Source organism: Pseudoduganella sp. R-32 (assembly GCF_049913245.1).
Classification (GTDB): domain Bacteria; phylum Pseudomonadota; class Gammaproteobacteria; order Burkholderiales; family Burkholderiaceae_D; genus Rugamonas.
In genome coordinates this window covers 4104199-4120314 of the sequence record NZ_CP183987.1, presented here as the reverse complement: position 1 = coordinate 4120314, position 16116 = coordinate 4104199, and the positions used below count along the sequence as shown (strand labels likewise).

11 protein-coding genes are annotated in these 16116 nt (G+C 59.1%); 5 read left to right on the top strand and 6 right to left on the bottom strand.

The window, feature by feature from the left end:
• The first annotated feature begins 43 nt into the window (after positions 1–43).
• The gene (locus ACN9MU_RS18680; RefSeq protein WP_426343273.1) at positions 44–640 is read left to right on the top strand and encodes a tryptophan 7-halogenase; all 597 of its coding nucleotides are present in this window, start codon (positions 44–46) and stop codon (positions 638–640) included.
• Here the strand turns inward: ACN9MU_RS18680 and ACN9MU_RS18675 are convergent.
• Complete coding sequence (locus ACN9MU_RS18675; protein WP_426318210.1) at positions 523–1758, bottom strand: glycoside hydrolase family 27 protein; 1236 nt, start codon at positions 1756–1758, stop codon at positions 523–525. The two genes, ACN9MU_RS18680 and ACN9MU_RS18675, sit on opposite strands and share 118 nt — an antisense overlap.
• 305 nt (positions 1759–2063) lie before the next feature.
• Between ACN9MU_RS18675 and ACN9MU_RS18670 the strand changes: the two genes are divergently transcribed.
• Positions 2064–3110, top strand: a complete 1047-nt coding sequence (locus ACN9MU_RS18670; RefSeq protein ID WP_426318209.1) for an RNA-guided endonuclease InsQ/TnpB family protein — start codon at positions 2064–2066, stop codon at positions 3108–3110.
• A 13-nt stretch (positions 3111–3123) separates the two neighbouring features.
• Here ACN9MU_RS18670 and ACN9MU_RS18665 read toward each other — a convergent pair whose 3' ends face one another.
• From ACN9MU_RS18665 to ACN9MU_RS18645, 5 genes are all read right to left on the bottom strand, one after another.
• Positions 3124–3807, bottom strand: coding sequence for a PA14 domain-containing protein (locus ACN9MU_RS18665; RefSeq protein WP_426343272.1), 684 nt, complete (start codon positions 3805–3807; stop codon positions 3124–3126).
• A gap of 416 nt (positions 3808–4223) precedes the next feature.
• The gene (locus tag ACN9MU_RS18660) at positions 4224–6134 is read right to left on the bottom strand and encodes a cellulase family glycosylhydrolase (RefSeq protein WP_426318207.1); all 1911 of its coding nucleotides are present in this window, start codon (positions 6132–6134) and stop codon (positions 4224–4226) included.
• Between the two features lie 378 nt (positions 6135–6512).
• Positions 6513–9587, bottom strand: coding sequence for a family 43 glycosylhydrolase (locus ACN9MU_RS18655; RefSeq protein WP_426343271.1), 3075 nt, complete (start codon positions 9585–9587; stop codon positions 6513–6515).
• Between the two features lie 97 nt (positions 9588–9684).
• Positions 9685–11223 (bottom strand): alpha-N-arabinofuranosidase, encoded by a 1539-nt coding sequence (locus ACN9MU_RS18650; protein WP_426343270.1) that lies wholly within the window; start codon positions 11221–11223, stop codon positions 9685–9687.
• Positions 11224–11321: 98 nt separating this feature from the next.
• On the bottom strand, positions 11322–12383 hold the full coding sequence (locus ACN9MU_RS18645; protein ID WP_426343269.1) for a non-reducing end alpha-L-arabinofuranosidase family hydrolase: 1062 nt from the start codon (positions 12381–12383) through the stop codon (positions 11322–11324).
• 1065 nt (positions 12384–13448) lie between these two features.
• Between ACN9MU_RS18645 and ACN9MU_RS18640 the strand changes: the two genes are divergently transcribed.
• The 3 genes from ACN9MU_RS18640 (at position 13449) to ACN9MU_RS18630 (ending at position 15634) form a co-directional block, all read left to right on the top strand.
• Complete coding sequence (locus ACN9MU_RS18640; RefSeq protein ID WP_426343268.1) at positions 13449–14969, top strand: nucleoside hydrolase-like domain-containing protein; 1521 nt, start codon at positions 13449–13451, stop codon at positions 14967–14969.
• A gap of 213 nt (positions 14970–15182) precedes the next feature.
• The gene (locus tag ACN9MU_RS18635) at positions 15183–15389 is read left to right on the top strand and encodes a hypothetical protein (protein WP_426318202.1); all 207 of its coding nucleotides are present in this window, start codon (positions 15183–15185) and stop codon (positions 15387–15389) included.
• Complete coding sequence (locus tag ACN9MU_RS18630) at positions 15386–15634, top strand: DUF86 domain-containing protein (protein ID WP_426318201.1); 249 nt, start codon at positions 15386–15388, stop codon at positions 15632–15634. The genes ACN9MU_RS18635 and ACN9MU_RS18630 overlap by 4 nt, the downstream gene beginning before the upstream one ends.
• Positions 15635–16116 lie beyond the last annotated feature (482 nt).

Sequence of the window (16116 nt, the reverse complement as noted above, 5' to 3'; positions counted from 1 at the left end):
AAAGCCATCGAACAATCGTCATCATCGGCGGCGGCGCGGCCGGGTGGATGACGGCCACCGCGGCATCGACGAGGCCGAGTTCCTGCGCGCCGCCAACGGCAGCTACAAGTTGGGCATCCAGTTTTGCGACTGGCGCGCGCGCGGCGAAAGCTATTTCCACACCTTCGGCGATTTCGGCGAACTGAGCGGATCCCACTCGGTGCGGAGCCAGTACCACCGGCTGGGCGAATCCGGCCTTGGCTCCCTGGGCGAGCAATGCGTGCCCTCGGCAATGGCCAGCCATTGGCCCGAGCGCACCGACCCTGCGCTGGGCGACGTCGAGCGCGGCGCTGCACGCATTGCAGTGGCGCCGCGAATGCATCGCTACCGCCGTGGCGGCCATGCCCACGCACGCCGCTTACTTGCGCGGGCGTCTGGGACATTGACCCCAACCATGACCTATGATCCGGACCCTGTGCGGCCCGGCCATCGATGCCAGGTCAAAGGTAAGGACACCTTGCGCGCCGCTCGGCCGGGCGCGTCCTATGGTTTCGCGGGAGCGGTCAGGCGCAGCATCAGCACGCTGTGCGGCGCCAGGCGCGCTTGCAGTTTGGCGCTGGTGTCGCCCGTCTTCTTGCTCCACAGGTCGGACCAGCGGTAGACGGTCTGCGTGAAATCGACCGACCTCTTGCTCAGGTCATCGATCAGGACCTGCTTTTTCCAATCATGTTGAACGTCGGCAGCCTGGTTGGAGCGGTTCAGGAACATCAGTGCCCATTCCCCGCCGTCGAGCGGCTTGGCATAGACCTCCAGCGGACCATCGGCCAGGATGCGCAACGCCTGCACACCCAGCTTGTCCTGATTTACCGCGATGACGCTGGGGTTGGTCAGGATGCGGCGGGTAGTCTCGGACATGGAACGCAGGTCGTTGCCCAGGATGAGGGGCGAGGCCATCATGGCCCAGATCGACAGATGGGCGCGGTCTTCATCCTCGCTCATGCCGTTGCCCACTTCAAGCATGTCCATATCGTTCCAGTGGCCGGGTCCTGCGAACTTGCGCAGGCCTACTTCAGCGTGCTTGTCGAGGATGCGCAGCACGCCCAGACCAGTCGAGAAACCGGGACTGAATTGGCAGTCGAAGCAATTATAGATATCGGGCGTGGTGCGCCACATATGGCCGACCTTGCCGGCCCACTCCCACGGCTTGCTCATGCCCCACTCGCATATGCTGAACACCATCGGACGGCCCGTCTTGGCGATCGCGTCGCGCATCGTCGTGTAGGCCGCTTCGGCGTTCAAGCCGGGGGTGTCGCACCAGTCGTACTTGACGTAATCGATACCCCATTTCGCATAGGTGCGCGCATCCTGATACTCGTAGCCGCGGCTGCCGGGACGGCCGCCGCAGGTGGTCGCGCCGGCATCCGAGTAGATGCCCAGCTTGAGCCCCTTGCCGTGCACATAGTCCGCCAGCGCTTTCATGCCGGATGGGAAGCGGGTGGGGTCGGGCTGGATGTCGCCGTTGGCGTCGCGCTGGCCTTGCCAGCAATCGTCAATGTTCACGTACTGGTAGCCGGCGTCCTTCAAGCCCGTCTTGACCATGGCATCGGCGGTCTCACGAATCAGGCGTTCGTCGATATCGCAGGCAAATTTGTTCCAGCTGTTCCAGCCCATTGGCGGGGTGGCGGCCAGGCCTTCAGCCTTTTGAGCCCAGCTATTGCCGCAGGCGGCGGCGCCCAGCACGGCGCCTAACAGGAGCTGCGCCGTGCGTTTGGTATTCAACTCGAATCCCTTCATCATGTGTTCGATGGCGCCGCTACCAGCGCGGCGCCATCGGTGCCGGCGATTCGCAGCGGCCGCCATTATTGCCGTGCTCTGCACGAGTGGTCTATGTGTTACCTGCTTTATTTTCATCAGTTTTTGCTCCGAGAAATCTCGCCCTTCAGGGCGAGGAGTGAAAGGAGCCGACTGCGAATTGCGCAGCAATTCGGGCCCCGTGAAAGGCCACGCCGCAGCAGTCGTTTGGCACGCTTGAAAGGCGTGCAAGCGTGCGTCAGTCGGCGGCATATACTGTATATAAGTACAGTATGATTATGGTCTTCCGATATCGCGTCAAGTCGCTGAGCGGCCTGCTCAATGAGCAAGCGCGTACAGTCAACTTCGTATGGAATTACTGCAATGGCCGGCAGAAGGATGCCCTGCGCTTTGGCAGAGCTTGGCTGACGGGATTCGACCTGAACGTACTGACCACCGGCAGCAGCAAGGAATTGCGACTGCATTCGGGCAGCATCAATGCAGTCTGTGAGCAGTACACCAAATCGCGTGCGCAGAGAAAGCGCCCGTTCTTGCGCTACCGAGGCCGGAAAGCGTCGGGCTGGGTGCCGCTCAAGGGGCGTGATCTCAAACGCGAAGGTGATGCGTTTCGCTTTGCCGGCCATACCTTCCGCGTCTTCAATAGTCGCCCACTGCCCGAAGGGAAGATCAAGGACGGCACAAATTTCTCCCGCGACAGTCGTGGCTATTGGTACTTGAACATTGTGGTCGATGTGGCGGTGACGGACAAACGCCTCCCGGTGCGGCAGGTGGGCATCGACCTTGGCCTGCACGCTCTCGCCAAGCAATCGGATGGCAAAACGCTCGAGGCGCCCCAGTTCTACCGCCATGCGCAAGCGGCGCTGGCCATTGCCCAGCGGGCGCGTAAGACGCGGCGTGTGCGGGCCATCCACGCCCAGGTTGCGCGACGCAGGCGGGACTTCCTGCACAAGGCAACGACTGACTTGGTGCGCCAAGATGACTTGATCGCCGTGGGCAACGTCAACGCCGCGGCGCTGGCGCAAACGCGCATGGCCAAATCGGTGCTCGACGCCGGTTGGACGAGCTTCCGTCAAATGTTGGCGTACAAGGCTGTTAAGCATGGCGCCTGGTTCGCCGAAGTGGACGAACGCTTTACCACCCAACTCTGCTCGCATTGCGGCGCGATGCCCGATGCGCGGCCTACCGGTATCGCAGGGCTTGGAATAAGAGAATGGCAGTGTAGCGATTGCGGTACTTTCCATGATCGTGATATCAATGCTGCGATAAACATTCTCCGTCGCGGGCGTGCGACGCTGGCCGCAGGAATCCGCGTCCTTTAGGGCGAGGCGGACGTCAATCCCTGTGCTGGATCGGTGGCAGCGCGCCGGCCGGGGGCCGCCCTAGCAGGCTACGCGGCAGGTAGCTGTAATCGGCCGCGCCCGGTTTTTTCCAGGCAAGCATCAATGCGAGATCCGGGCCAGGACCCTGGAAGTAGCGCACGCGGAAATTGCGCAGGCCCTTCTCCAGCTTGATCCTGGTCGCGACGGGCGTAGGGGCGTGAATGCCATCGTTCTCGATCACGTTTTCATCGTGGACGCTGAGAATGGCGCCATCGTCGGCTAAGAGCAGCAGTTCCCATGTGGCGGTTTCAGCGATATTGACGGTAAAGCGAATATCCATCCCGAACCATTCGACTGTCGAGCCCATGCCGGGAAAGCCTTCGCGGAAGGAGCGCGGCGTGATATCGAGTTGGGCCAGGCAAACCCGCTTGATAGGCTTCTTCCGTCGCATCTCGGACACCGACTGGTTGCCGACGGTGAGGCGATAGACGTCGGCAACCATTTGCCGATCCGACGAGTCGGCACACTCTTCGAACAGCTTGGGCGGTTCGCTGGCCTCCTTGGCCGCAGGCTGCGGCGGGGGAGGGGGAGGGGGAGGTGCTGCGGCGATTGATGGCGCCGGCGCCGGCACGGCATCGACCGCAAGCGGCGCAGCCACCGGGCTTTCGGCCACTTTGACGGGAGGCAGATCCGGCATGGACGGGGGCTCTACCGTGGGAGGCGCGACTTCGCGTGGTTCGGGCAGAGGTTCGGGAATGTCTCGTTCCAGCACCTTCGCCTCGAAGAGCACGACATCGACACTGCGCGGCCCCGGTTTGGGTGGAGGCTTGCGCGAGGGCTCCAGCATCACGATCGCTCCCAGTGCCAGATGGAGGAGAATCACAAGGCCTATGGCGGAGCGATTATGCTTGCGCTCCCAGTGCGGCTCACGTTCAGCTCCGGACGGGGGCAAACTGGTTTCTGGCAGTGTTGGGCACATGCGTTTCTACAGAAAATAAACATCGATAAGAGGTCGACAACTTAAGCAGGCGGCGGCGCGTTGGCAACGAGGAACATGCTTTCCGCGCCGGTGAGCAGCCGCGTCGCGCGAGGCGTCGCAACTGCTCATGCATCTTATTGAGCAAGCCTGATACTCGCTCGTTTAATGGTCACCGAACCTGCGGAGCCGGCGAATTGGATACCTACCCCCACTGCGTTCTGGAGGCCAAAACCAGAACACGTGAACTCTGTATCCTGACCTGCAACCAGCGTTCTATTTTCAGTCCAGCACTTAAACTCGGAAGCAGCCCAATTGGCCGAATAAGTGTAGAACTGGAACAAGGGATCCATTCCTCCATTTTGATTTGAAACAAACGCCTGGTCGAAATTAAGGACCACTTTCAGGCTCGCCCCGGTCCAACTAACCGGATTGGCGAACGTGTAGCCGGCAGCAGCGCCCGCTTGGCTTAGAGTAAATTGGGTATACGAAGCTGATCCACCACTTGTGGCGCCACTGCTCAAGGCCCATTTATTTGGGCGAGTATCCAATACAATGGCTTTGCCAGCGCCTGCCAAAAGTGCATCAAGTGTTTGCTGATCCCCTACAGCCGGAGTACCGCGGTCAAACAACAGACCGGGGTCCACGCCGACTTCCCACATGAACGGCAACATGCCATTTTCAAGCGCCTTGCGAGTCACGTATTGGTGGTAATACGCCCGCGAAGCGCGATGCAGGGCGAGATCATCCCCAGTAAGGTGAGGACGCAGCATTGCGGCGTACTCCCCCAACACGACTGGCGTTCCCTGGTCCACAAACTTGGTTTTCATTTTGGCGAATTGTTCATCGACATGGGCCTCTTCTTCTCGCGTCGAATTGCGATAGGTATCGGTCGTCGAGTGGTAACCATTGCCCCAGTAATAGAACATTTGTGACCACGGTTCATCCTTGTCCTGGAGCGTAAAACTGAACGGGTAAAAATGGACTTCAGCCATTTGGCGACCCGCTACCGTGTCGGATGGCATGACATCCCAATGTTCGTGAGCCAGATTGATGTCGGTTCTTGGCGCCTGGATCACCAGCACCCGATAAGCGTTCTTGCCGCCTGTCGAACGAACCGCATCCACAAAGGTTTGGTGGTAGCTGTCAAGAACGGCGATTTCCTCGGCAGTCTCAGCATCGGGCTCGTTAGCGCTAGCAAACAAGACACGTTCGTCAAAGTCACGCAGCTTCGTGGCGATTTGCTCCCAATAGGCTTTCTGCTTGGCGTTGACTGCGGCCTTCTTTTCTTCGGAGATATTCCTCTCCAACCAACCACCATCCCAATGGATGTTGACGATCACGTAGAGCCCGTTATCCACGGCATACTGCACCACCTGCTTCACGCGGTTGAGCCAAGCATCGCTGATTTTTCCAGTGACCTGATCGGCATACTGATCCCAGGATACGGGGATCCGAATCGCGTCGAAACCGCTGTCCTTGACCAATTTGACGTAGGCGGCAGAAACCATGGGCAGACCCCAGCAAGTCTCTGCGGCGGGGCTGCACCCCCAAGCCTCCATGGTGTTGCCAATGTTCGTGCCCAGCTTCATCTTGGCAGCCAACTCTTTGGCATTGCTGCTCATGCCAGTCGCATCCGGAGGAAGTGGATTGGTATTGTAATTAGGATAAAGAGGAACCGTAATCGTGAAATCCTGCGCAGTTTTTGCACCGCAACTGTTGGTGTAGACAGCTGTTGCACTGCAGCTAGCGCTTGGCGTAACGATTTGCTCACGCGCAGAACCTGATGTCCCGCAGGACCCGCTCCATGACCAGGGGCCGCCTTGTATTGGTTGCGGGCCAAATACGATCTGGCTCCCGGCATTCACCGTTGCAGCCGCCGACATATTCCAGGCGCCAGACGAATGAATATAGGGTGTCACCGCTGTTGGAGTGCAAGTCTGAGCCTGCGCACTCACAACGTTCCCTAAAGTCATAAGAAGGAATGTATTGATCCAACGTCTATTCATTTCAATTACCTCATCATTATTAACGTTATGGGGAGACATGGAATGCCTGCCCGCGAGACGGCTACTTCCGTAAGTCTGGCTTCGCTTGCAGGACGGTGGGCAGGCCAAGTTGCCCAGCAAACCGGCCGAGTCTATCCCAAGAAATTCGGTAAAAATAGACGCTGAAATGCGCTGCCGCCGGCCATTCTGGCGGCGCTCGAAAATTCTGCACGGCCGGTATCGATACTCGTGCAGATTCTGCTATTGATCGCTCTACAGCCGGCCGTTCAAATCGGGCCACCATCAAGGCGCCATCGGCTGCGCCGCCATCGCCGCAGGCCGAATGCAAGGAAGTGCAGTATCTATGCCATTTTCTGCACCTTCTAAAATCTTCGCCATTCGCGCTATGCCGTTGCTTGTCCCGTGATGGCGAGGCGGTCAGCGGGAGGCCCCGCTTTGGCCGATCCGGTAGTAGTCAAAGTCGACGCGGCCGCCAGAGGTCTTGGTCGAATAAAAGAAAAGCGCGTAGCGGTAACCCATGAAGTGCGGGAAGGTGTAAGCAAGGCGCGAGGGGCGACCGATAGGGGTCCAGGATTTACCGTCGAGGCTGTAGGAGAAGCGGGCTAGTTCAGGCGCGCCGGGCATGCCGTAGGTCTTGGCACCAGTTTCGTCGAGGCCGAAGCGGGCGTCACCGGACGCAGATTGAAACTCGCACTCGACCTTGAGGTGAACGGTTTTGCCGGAGAGGGGAATCGAGGCGATCTCCTCGGGGTGGTCGGAGTCGGCGCTCACCATGACGAGCGATCTGGCGCCGCCGCTCATCTTGACGCCGACAAAACCATACTTCTTCTGAAACGCGGCCAGGCCAGCCCAATCCCCGTCTTGCATGCTGCTCACGTCGATGCTGGTGGTGGCGAAACTGTCAGGGCCAAAGGTGCGCTGGGTGAGGGTATTCCTGGCCTCGGGCAGGCTGGAATCGACCCGGCTGGTAACCAGGCTCAGGTAGCCAGGGCGCTTGGTGAGCGACCAGGTTCGAGGCTCGGGATTGTGATTCCATTGCCAGGCGAGGGGCAGGTCGAGGGCGCCGGGCAGGCGGTCGAATTCGTCGGAGGCGACGATGCCGGAGGCGCCGGAGGTGCCCTGGCCGCCGGCAGGGAGGTCGAGCTTCATGGGCACCTCGCCGTCCTTGCCCAGCACAGGCCAGCCATCTTTCCAGGTCACGGGTACAAGGTAGGGGATGCGACCGACGGCGCCATTGTCCTTGAACAAGTAGGCATACCATTTACCGTCCGGGGTGTCGATCAGGCCGCCCTGGGCGATACCGCGGTCATCGAGCGCGATGCGGCCCTCGTAGGGGCCGTCGATCTTGTCGGCGCGGTGGACGATGACGGTGCGCGCCCAGCGGGTCTTGGGAGAGGCGATGTTGAAGAGGTAGTAGCGGCCGTTGATCTTGGAAAGCTGCGATCCCTCGCCACAGAGTCCGCCCTGGTCGGCGCCGAAGAGGGCGTTGACGTGCTCGATGATGGGCTTGTTGACGCCGCCGGGCTTGATGCCGGTGAGGTCGCGTTTCAGCTCGGTGAGCATGATGCGGTTGCAGCCCCAGACCATATAGACCCGGCCGTCGTCGTCGAAGAACAGGCTGTGGTCGTTCATCAGGGGCTCGAAACTCGTCTCCTTCCATGGGCCGCGATCGGGATCGCGCGTGGTGAAGATATGAGTGCGTCCTCCCGCAGTAGCGGCAAAAGTCGAGGCATGAAACACGCCGTCGTGATAGCGCAGGCTGCTGGCCCAGGAACCGGCGCCGTAGACGTTCTTGCCGTTCTCGAGGCGGTAGGCTTCGTCGTCGGCCAGGGTGTCATAGGCGTAGGAGGCCATGCTCCAGTTGACCAGATCCGTCGACTTCATGATCGGCAGGCCCGGGCTCATGTGCATCGTCGTGCTGCTCATGTAGTAGGTTTTTCCTACTCGGATGATTGCGATATCCGGGACGTCGGCCCAGATCAGGGGGTTATGGGCAGGACTCGCCTGTGCCGCCGCGAGGGGACGGGACGCATCGGGCTGTTCGCGTTCGGAAAATTGCCAGTAATCGAACTTGAACAGTTCTTCGCCTGCCGCGCCGCGGAACACGAAAAAAAGATCGTGGACGCCGGAGACCGCGGCGATCCGGGTGGACTGCGACATCCATTGGCCGCCGCTTCCCGCGACCGCCAGCGTGCCGATCAACTGGCCGTCGAGTTTGTCCAGGCGAATCTCGATCTGCGCGCCAGTGGCATGCTTCGCCTTGGCCGTGCTGGAGACGCTTGCCATGAAGGCGCGCGCGCCGATCTCGCCGAAATCGACATTGCGCACCTGGATGTGGTCCCCGTCGTGGATGTCCCGCACATTCTGTCCGCCAGCGCTGCTGGGCTCGATCTTGACTCCGGAAGCCCAGGCGATGGTCTCGGCTTCGACGCGCTTGTAGGGGGCGAGGGTGGCAATCGGCGCCGGCCCTTCCTTGGTCGGCTGCACCATCTGGACCGAGCCATCCGGATTGAACTTCAACTCGTCGACGGCCACTGAACGTTTGAAGCCGTCGCCTCCCGGCAGCGCGGCGTTGTGGTAGAAGAGGTAGGTCTTGCCTTTGTAGTCGATCACGCCCGGGTGGTTGGTGAAGGCGCTTTGCGGGGGCATGACGACCCCGCCGTAGGTCCACGGGCCTTCGGGTGTCGGGCCGGTGGAGTAGGCGAGGTGCTCAGGGATGGGGCCACCGGCAAAAAACAGGTAATGGAGATTCTTGCGCTTGTAGAACCAGGGACCCTCTTCGTATGATGTGCCGCGCAGAGCAGGCTTGGGCAACGTGACGCCCTGTGTGTCCGGCGGGTTGCGCTCGCCCAGTGCCTTGACGGTCATCGGGTGGCCAATGATGCCGTTCTCACCGACGCTGGTGTCGTAGGAAATCATGTCCTTGTTCAGCTTCACCGACCACAGATTGGGATTGCCCCAGGCGAGATAGGCCTGGCCCTGGTCGTCGACGTACACGGTCGGATCGATGCTGTCGTACAGGCCGCCGGCGTGGCCGGCGATCAGTGGTTTCCGGAGGGGATCGCTGTAGGGCCCCAGGGGATTATCGGCCACCAGCACGCCTATGCCCCGGCCGTGCACCGGCGCATAGAGATACCATTTGCCATCCCTCTCGATCACCTGGGGAGCCCAGGCGCCGTTGTCGAAACCGTCCCAACCGGAGTTCTCCTTGGCGGCCCAGGGGAAATCCCGTAGCGAGGCGATCACGCCATACTGGGTCCAGTTCACCATGTCCGTCGTCGTGGCGAGCACCCAGTTCTTCATTTTGAAGTTGTTCTTTTCCCCGACGTCTTCGTCGTGGCTGGAGAACAGGTAGAGCGTGCCCTTATGGACCATCGGAGCCGGATCGGCGGTATACATCGTTTGGATAACCGGGTTGAGCGCATAGGAGATCACAGGCAGCGAGGCAAATGCGGACACAAGAAGCACGGCGGCGAGGCTGGTTGGTTTCATAAGGGGTCGAAAAGTGGTTAGCGGACAGGATGTTGCACATCGGTGCCGATGGGCGTGCGTGGACATTGCGATCACGTAGCGCTTGCGCGTGCGGCGATTACTCCTCCAGAGCGACTACCATCACGGCCTTGGCGGGTACCTTGATCGAGAGCTTGCCGCTTGCGGCACGCGTGCTGAAGGTCGCCGGCTTGATGGCCTGCGGAGACTGGAAGGTGTTGTGCGCGTCCATCATGGTCGAGGTCAGCACCTTGCCAGTCGCGGCTGTTACCTTGGCGCCGGCGACGTTGACGGCAACATCGGTCGCCTTGTGCGGATCGGTGTTGACCAGCGCCAGGTAGAGCTTGCCGTCCTTGGCGCGCGCCGCAGAAGCGCTCACGCCGGGAATGGTCAATCCGCCCAGGGTGTAGCTGGTGTTGTCTTTGATTGCCAGGGGCAGGGACCTGGCATCCTGGAACGGCACATACATCTGGAAGGTGTAGTAGGTCGGGGTCAGGACCATTTTCTCCTTGTCGGTCAGGATCATTGCCTGCAGGACGTTGACCATCTGGGCGATGGTGGCCATCGGGACCCGCTGGGCGTGCTCGTGGAAGATATGGAAGTTGAGCGCCGCCACGAGCGCGTCGCGCAGGGAGTTCTGCTGGAACAACGCGCTCTTGGCACCCACTTCGTCATACCAGGTACCCCACTCGTCGATCATCAGCCCGATCTTCTTTTCGGGATCGTTCTTGTCCAGCACGACCACGTGATCTTTGATCAGCTGATCCATTTTCAAGGTATTGGCGAGGGTCGAGATCCACTCGCCTTCCTTGAAGCCGAGGTCCTTGCCCTTGACGTCCCACTTGCCGGTCGGGATGGTGTACTGGTGAACGCTGATGCCGGTCGTGCGGTCCTTCAGTTCCTTGCTCAGGACCTGGGTCCACGCGGTGTCGAAGCCACTGCCGCCGCTGGCGATCATTTTCGGCCTGGACTTCTCGGGCGCCCGCAGGAAATGCTCGTAATTGCTGTACAGGTTCGCATAGTAGTCGGGCTTCATGTTGCCGCCGCAGCCCCACAACTCATTGCCGATACCGAAGTAGGCGACTTTGAAGGGCTTTTCACGCCCGTTCTGCGCGCGCAGCCTGGCCAGGGGCGAGCCGCCTTCCGCAGTCATGTACTCGACCCAGTCGGACATTTCCTGCACGCTGCCGGTACCGACGTTGCCGTTGACGTAGGCCTCGGCGCCCAGCATCTCGATCAGGTCGAAGAATTCGTGGGTGCCGACGGCGTTGATCTGGTCGACGCTGCCATTGGCGTGGACGTTGCTCGGCCGCTTGTCCTGCTGGCCTATGCCGTCGCGCCAATGGTAGGTGTCGGCGAAACAGCCGCCCGGCCAGCGCACCAGCGGCACATGCAACTCCTTGAGCGCGCCGACGACGTCGTTGCGCCAGCCCCTGGTGTTGGGGATGTTCGACTGCGGGCCGACCCACATGCCTTCGTAGACGCCGGTTCCGAGGTGTTCGGCGAACTGGCCGTACACGTTCTTGTTGATGACAGTGCCGGGTTTGCCGGCGTCGATGCTGATGCTGACCTGGCTGGCGGCAAAAGCCGGTGCCGCGATCATGCCGAGAATGACGAGGCTTTGTCTGATAATGTTCATACGGAGATCGGATTCCAGAATATGTCTTTTAAGGATTGCGGCAGAGCCGCCGGCTGCGCGGCAGCTCCTGCAGGAAGCGTTCGATGTAGGCCGCTGGATCAGCGGCAGAGGGCGCTCACCGGGTTTTCACCCTTTGCCGTGAGAACACCTAACCGGTATGGAATTTTGATGTAATCGTCCACACGCACTGCAGGGTCATTCCCCTGGAAGAGGTATTCGAGCGGCCGACAAGGATCGATTGTCATCGTCTGATCGGTATTAGTCCGCACCACTTCACCGTGGGAAATCCCTTCCGACCAAATCTGTTCAACGTTATCGCTAGTCGCGAAAGCGTTCATTGGCGTGGAAGAGAATGGCTCCCATTTCCCGCCCAGGCTATCGCTCTTCCAAACGCGGAAGTAACGTCCTTTTGGCGAAATTGCCTCTACCAGAGTAATGTAGGTGTTCGTGTTGGCAATCTTGTAGGTATTGCTTGCCTCGAACAGATCTTCCTTCTTCTCGGTCATGACGGCGACGGTATTGCGGAAACCATTCGGGAACTGGCTTAACCCGGTTTCGGATCGAAGCAAACGCCCATTGTCGTCGGTAGCGAACATATAGCATTTTTTGTCGTCGCAAATCACCCAGAAATCCAGCCAGCCAACACCGAGCGGGGCCTTGACGATGTCGGGTTCGACTGGAAAGAACTTTTTCGGCGCGCTCCAGGACAGGGGATCGTCGATATCTTTCGAGGTCGAATACAGCGGATCGGCGCCTTGATAGACCAGGTACCATGTTTTCTGCGGAGCGAAATAGAATACTTGCGGCGCTGCGCGATAACCTGGGCCCATAGGGGATTTGTTAAGTGGGACTATTTTCGCAGCCGACGCGTTCGACCACTTGTCGAAGCTTGTGTACCCGAGACCCCAACCAGTAGACCCGGCCGTCGTGATGAATACGTGATATTTGCCGTTCGCGTAAACAACCGTAGGATCCTTCACGCCGAAAATTTTTTGAGTTGGATCTGGTTGTGGCGCAATAAGCGGCGGACTCGAAGTCCAATCAAATGTCGTCTTGGCAGGCTCGGTAGGGCTGTTGGCAATTGCTTTGTTCCCACCACAGCCACATATTGCCAAGGCAGCCCACAAGGTCACCCCCATACTGCATTTTTTTAGTTTCATTGAGATCTTTCTCTCTTTCTTGGCACACGTAGACGGCCGAATCGAAGCATGCGTCCGCCAGCGCATCCTGTTTCGTTCTGATCGGCCGCCATGGGTCTGATACCGCCAAACTGATGCTTATCGTCGGGGATGCGGCGCCAGCTGCCGCCGCCACTGTCGGCGCCGAACACGCCCGACATGCCGTTGACTGGTTTCGTTTGCGGGATGGGGCGTCCGGCCACCTGCCCAGCAATCCGGCGGAGTCTATCCCAAATTTTGCGGCAAAAATACACGCCAAAATGGGCCGCCGCCTGCCATGACGGCCTTGGGCGAAAATTCTGCACGGCCGGTACGCGAGCTCGTGCAGATTTTGCTATTGCGCGCTTTAAAGGGCCGCTGTTCGAGCCAGCCACCACCTGAGTGCCAGCGGCCGTACCGCCGTCGCCGCACATCGACCGCAAGGAAGTGCATAATCAATGCGATTATCTGCACGCTTGTACTATCTTCACCATTAGCGCTATTTCGGTGCCTGCCATCCCGTGTCCTTTTACCGCACGTCTGGCTCGTGCCGGCGATGCGCAATGAGGCTGGCCATCGCTTTGTTCCGATGGCGACGGGGCGCCGAGCCGCCGCCGTGCTGCTGCTGGACCACCAAGATCCCAACCGCAGAAGTCAACAATAGAGCGCTTTGAGTATCGGGCAATCGGCGGCAACCCGCCTGCCGTGGCCACTGCTCACGCGCCAAGCCAATTCCAGCTTGGCAGCGCTCGTGGTTGGCGCGCACCTGCCGTCTGCTGGCAAGCCGAATTCGTGAGCGCGCCGCATCACCTCCAATATGACCGCCTTGTGTCGGCCAAGTAGACTTGGCGCGTGTGCGGCATCTGCGGCTTGAACAAACTGCGCCATACGGAAGCGGCTCGCCGGATTGGCTTCACCGTCAGAGCACTCGGCAAACAGAAGTAAATCCCCAAGTCTTTCAACTATCCGCACACTGCAAGCATTTCCAGAAAAATCGCTACCGTCGACTGCGCCGTCCTCTCTATGCTTCAGCTTGGCCGTAGAAAACCTTCTTGGCCGTGTGACAATTTGTCGACGCTCAATTCTTACCACCAGATCTTCGGCGACGCGGTGCGCGCCACCGGCGCCCAATCCAATACAGAGATGATGCGACTACTTCCAATCATGACGATATCGATGGCGTTATTGGCCTGCGTGCCGGCCCTTAGCTTCGCCGAACCGAAACAACGCCTGATTGTTCTCACCGATATCGAGGCCGATCCCGACGACAGCCAGTCGCTCGTGCGCTTGCTTCTGTACGCGAACCAGATCGATATCGAAGGCATCGTCGCCACTACCTCCACGCATCAGAAGTCGCGTGTCGCTCCGGAATCCATCCATGCGATCATCGACGCCTACGGCCGAGTACAACCCCAGCTGTTGAAGCACGAACCGGGTTTTCCGAAACCGGCGAGGCTGAAAGCCGTGGTGCGCTCCGGCCGGCAACTGTACGGTATGCTTGGTGTCGGCGATGGCAAGGACTCGCCGGGATCGGACGCCATTATCAAGGCCCTGGAAAAAAATGACACGCGGCCGCTATGGGTTGCGGTCTGGGGCGGTGCAAATACTCTCGCTCAAGCGTTGTATCGCATTGGCCGCGACAGGACCCCGGAGCAGGCTGCTCACCTGGTAAGTAAATTGCGCGTTTATACGATCTCCGATCAGGACGATTCCGGAATCTGGATGCGCACTCGGTTTCCCGAACTGTTTTATATCGTCAGCCCCGGCGGGTATGGCAATGGCACTTGGACCGGCATGCACACGATCGAGCCGGGCTTCGACAGCACGGAGGTCAGCAACGACTGGATCGCTACGAATATTCAACAGGGGCATGGACCGCTGGGCGCGATCTATCCCGATGTCTCTTTTAGCGTGGAGGGCGATACGCCATCCTTCCTTTCCTTGATCCCAAACGGCCTGAACGCGCCCGAGCATCCGGACTGGGGCGGCTGGGGTGGGCGCTACGAGTTGTACACGCCAGCGTTGGAGACAACCGATCCAAAAGGCTTCACCGGCAATGTACCAGTATTGCAAGAGCCCCGTGCCATCTGGACCAACGCCGTGGATACTTACACTCCGATGGTCAACAGCGACTATTTCCGCAGCGTGCGGGCTCACGATAAGGTTTTCACTGGGTACAGAACCACCATCATGCGCTGGCGCAAAGACTTTCAGAACGATTTCGCAGCTCGAATGGATTGGACCACCAAGCCATACAAGGAGGCGAATCATCCGCCGGTCGTCAAGCTCGGTCATAGCGATCGGCTGACCATCAAATCCGGCGAAAACTTCGTGATGAGCGCCGCCGGCAGCTCCGACCCCGATGGAGATAGCTTGAGCTACCTGTGGTTTCAGTACCCGGAAGCTGGCAGCTACAGGGAGCCGATCAAGCTGGGGTATGCGGAAAATCATCATACCGTATCGGGGCAGGCGCCAGTGGTAACCAAGACGGAGACCGCCCACTTCATCGTAAAGGTGGTCGATAAGGGCAGACCAGCGCTGACGCGCTACCGACGCGTCATCGTCACTCTCGTGCCGTCTGCGCCCTGAGCAGGCTGCGCCAGAAGCACGGCTCTGATCTTGCGCACACGGGCGTCGCCATGACGGCCCACGTGGCCCGCCTGCTGGTAGGTCGGCAGGCGGCTTAGACGCGCGGCGATTCAATCTATATGGACGCCTCCCTTTTGCAAGGTATTTCAAGCAATTTAAGACTAGAAAAGTCGCAGTTATCCGGCCTTGTGTGCGGCGTTACCGCTGGCCCTGATGAAATTCGCTGACCCACTCGAAAGCACTGCCAGAGAAATTCAGTGCCGCCGTTTTCGCAAAAGCTGTGCCTGTATGAGCAAGGATGAGCAGCGCTTGATCGACTATCTTGCGCACATGTTGCAGGTGATCGAACGCATCACTCGATACACCGATAATCTGGACGAAGTCGTCTTTTTGCGAAAGAGCTGGTTCAGGATGCCGTGATCCGTAACCTTGAGATCCTGGGCGAGGCTAGCAACAACATCCAAAAACATTATCCGGAGTTCGCAACACGGCATCCCGAGTTGCCGCTGGCGTTCGCTTACGAGATGCGCAACGCAGTTGCCTATGTTTACTTCAAAGTTGGAAGACGATTCACACCGACCTTCCTGTACTGTAGGTTAGGTGCAGAATGTCATTGCAAGTATAGTGAAGTTCAGGGTTTTGATGGCTCGGCGTCAAGGTTTTGATAATGGTATTGTTGATGGTATTGGAGTTTTCGATATCAGAAAAACGGCAATAAATCAGGGCCTTATAAACCTCGATGATATCCGAGTGGGAGTGAATTTCCAAATGGCAATATTAGATTTCCAGCTTAAATGACCAGTAAGGCCCTGTTTTTACAGGGCTTTATTTTTAGGTGCATACGCTTGCCAGAAAAATCGCATGATCGCCCCACAGAATTATCAATGAGCTTTAATTCTGGCCAGTTCCTGTAACGCTGATTCCTCGCTCCTGGATGATTTGCTCCCCATGAACGCAAAGCCGATCACAGTGCCTGCATAACTTCCTCCAAAACACTGCAAACGTACTGCAGGGCCCTACGCCTCGAACTGATGTGCGTTTTTGTACAATTTCTAAGGAAATCAACAGCTTGGGAACGTGCAACCCATTTACCCATGGGACGTGCTTATTCGGGCCGGCTCATGCTTGCCCAGTTCTCCCCTCAGAG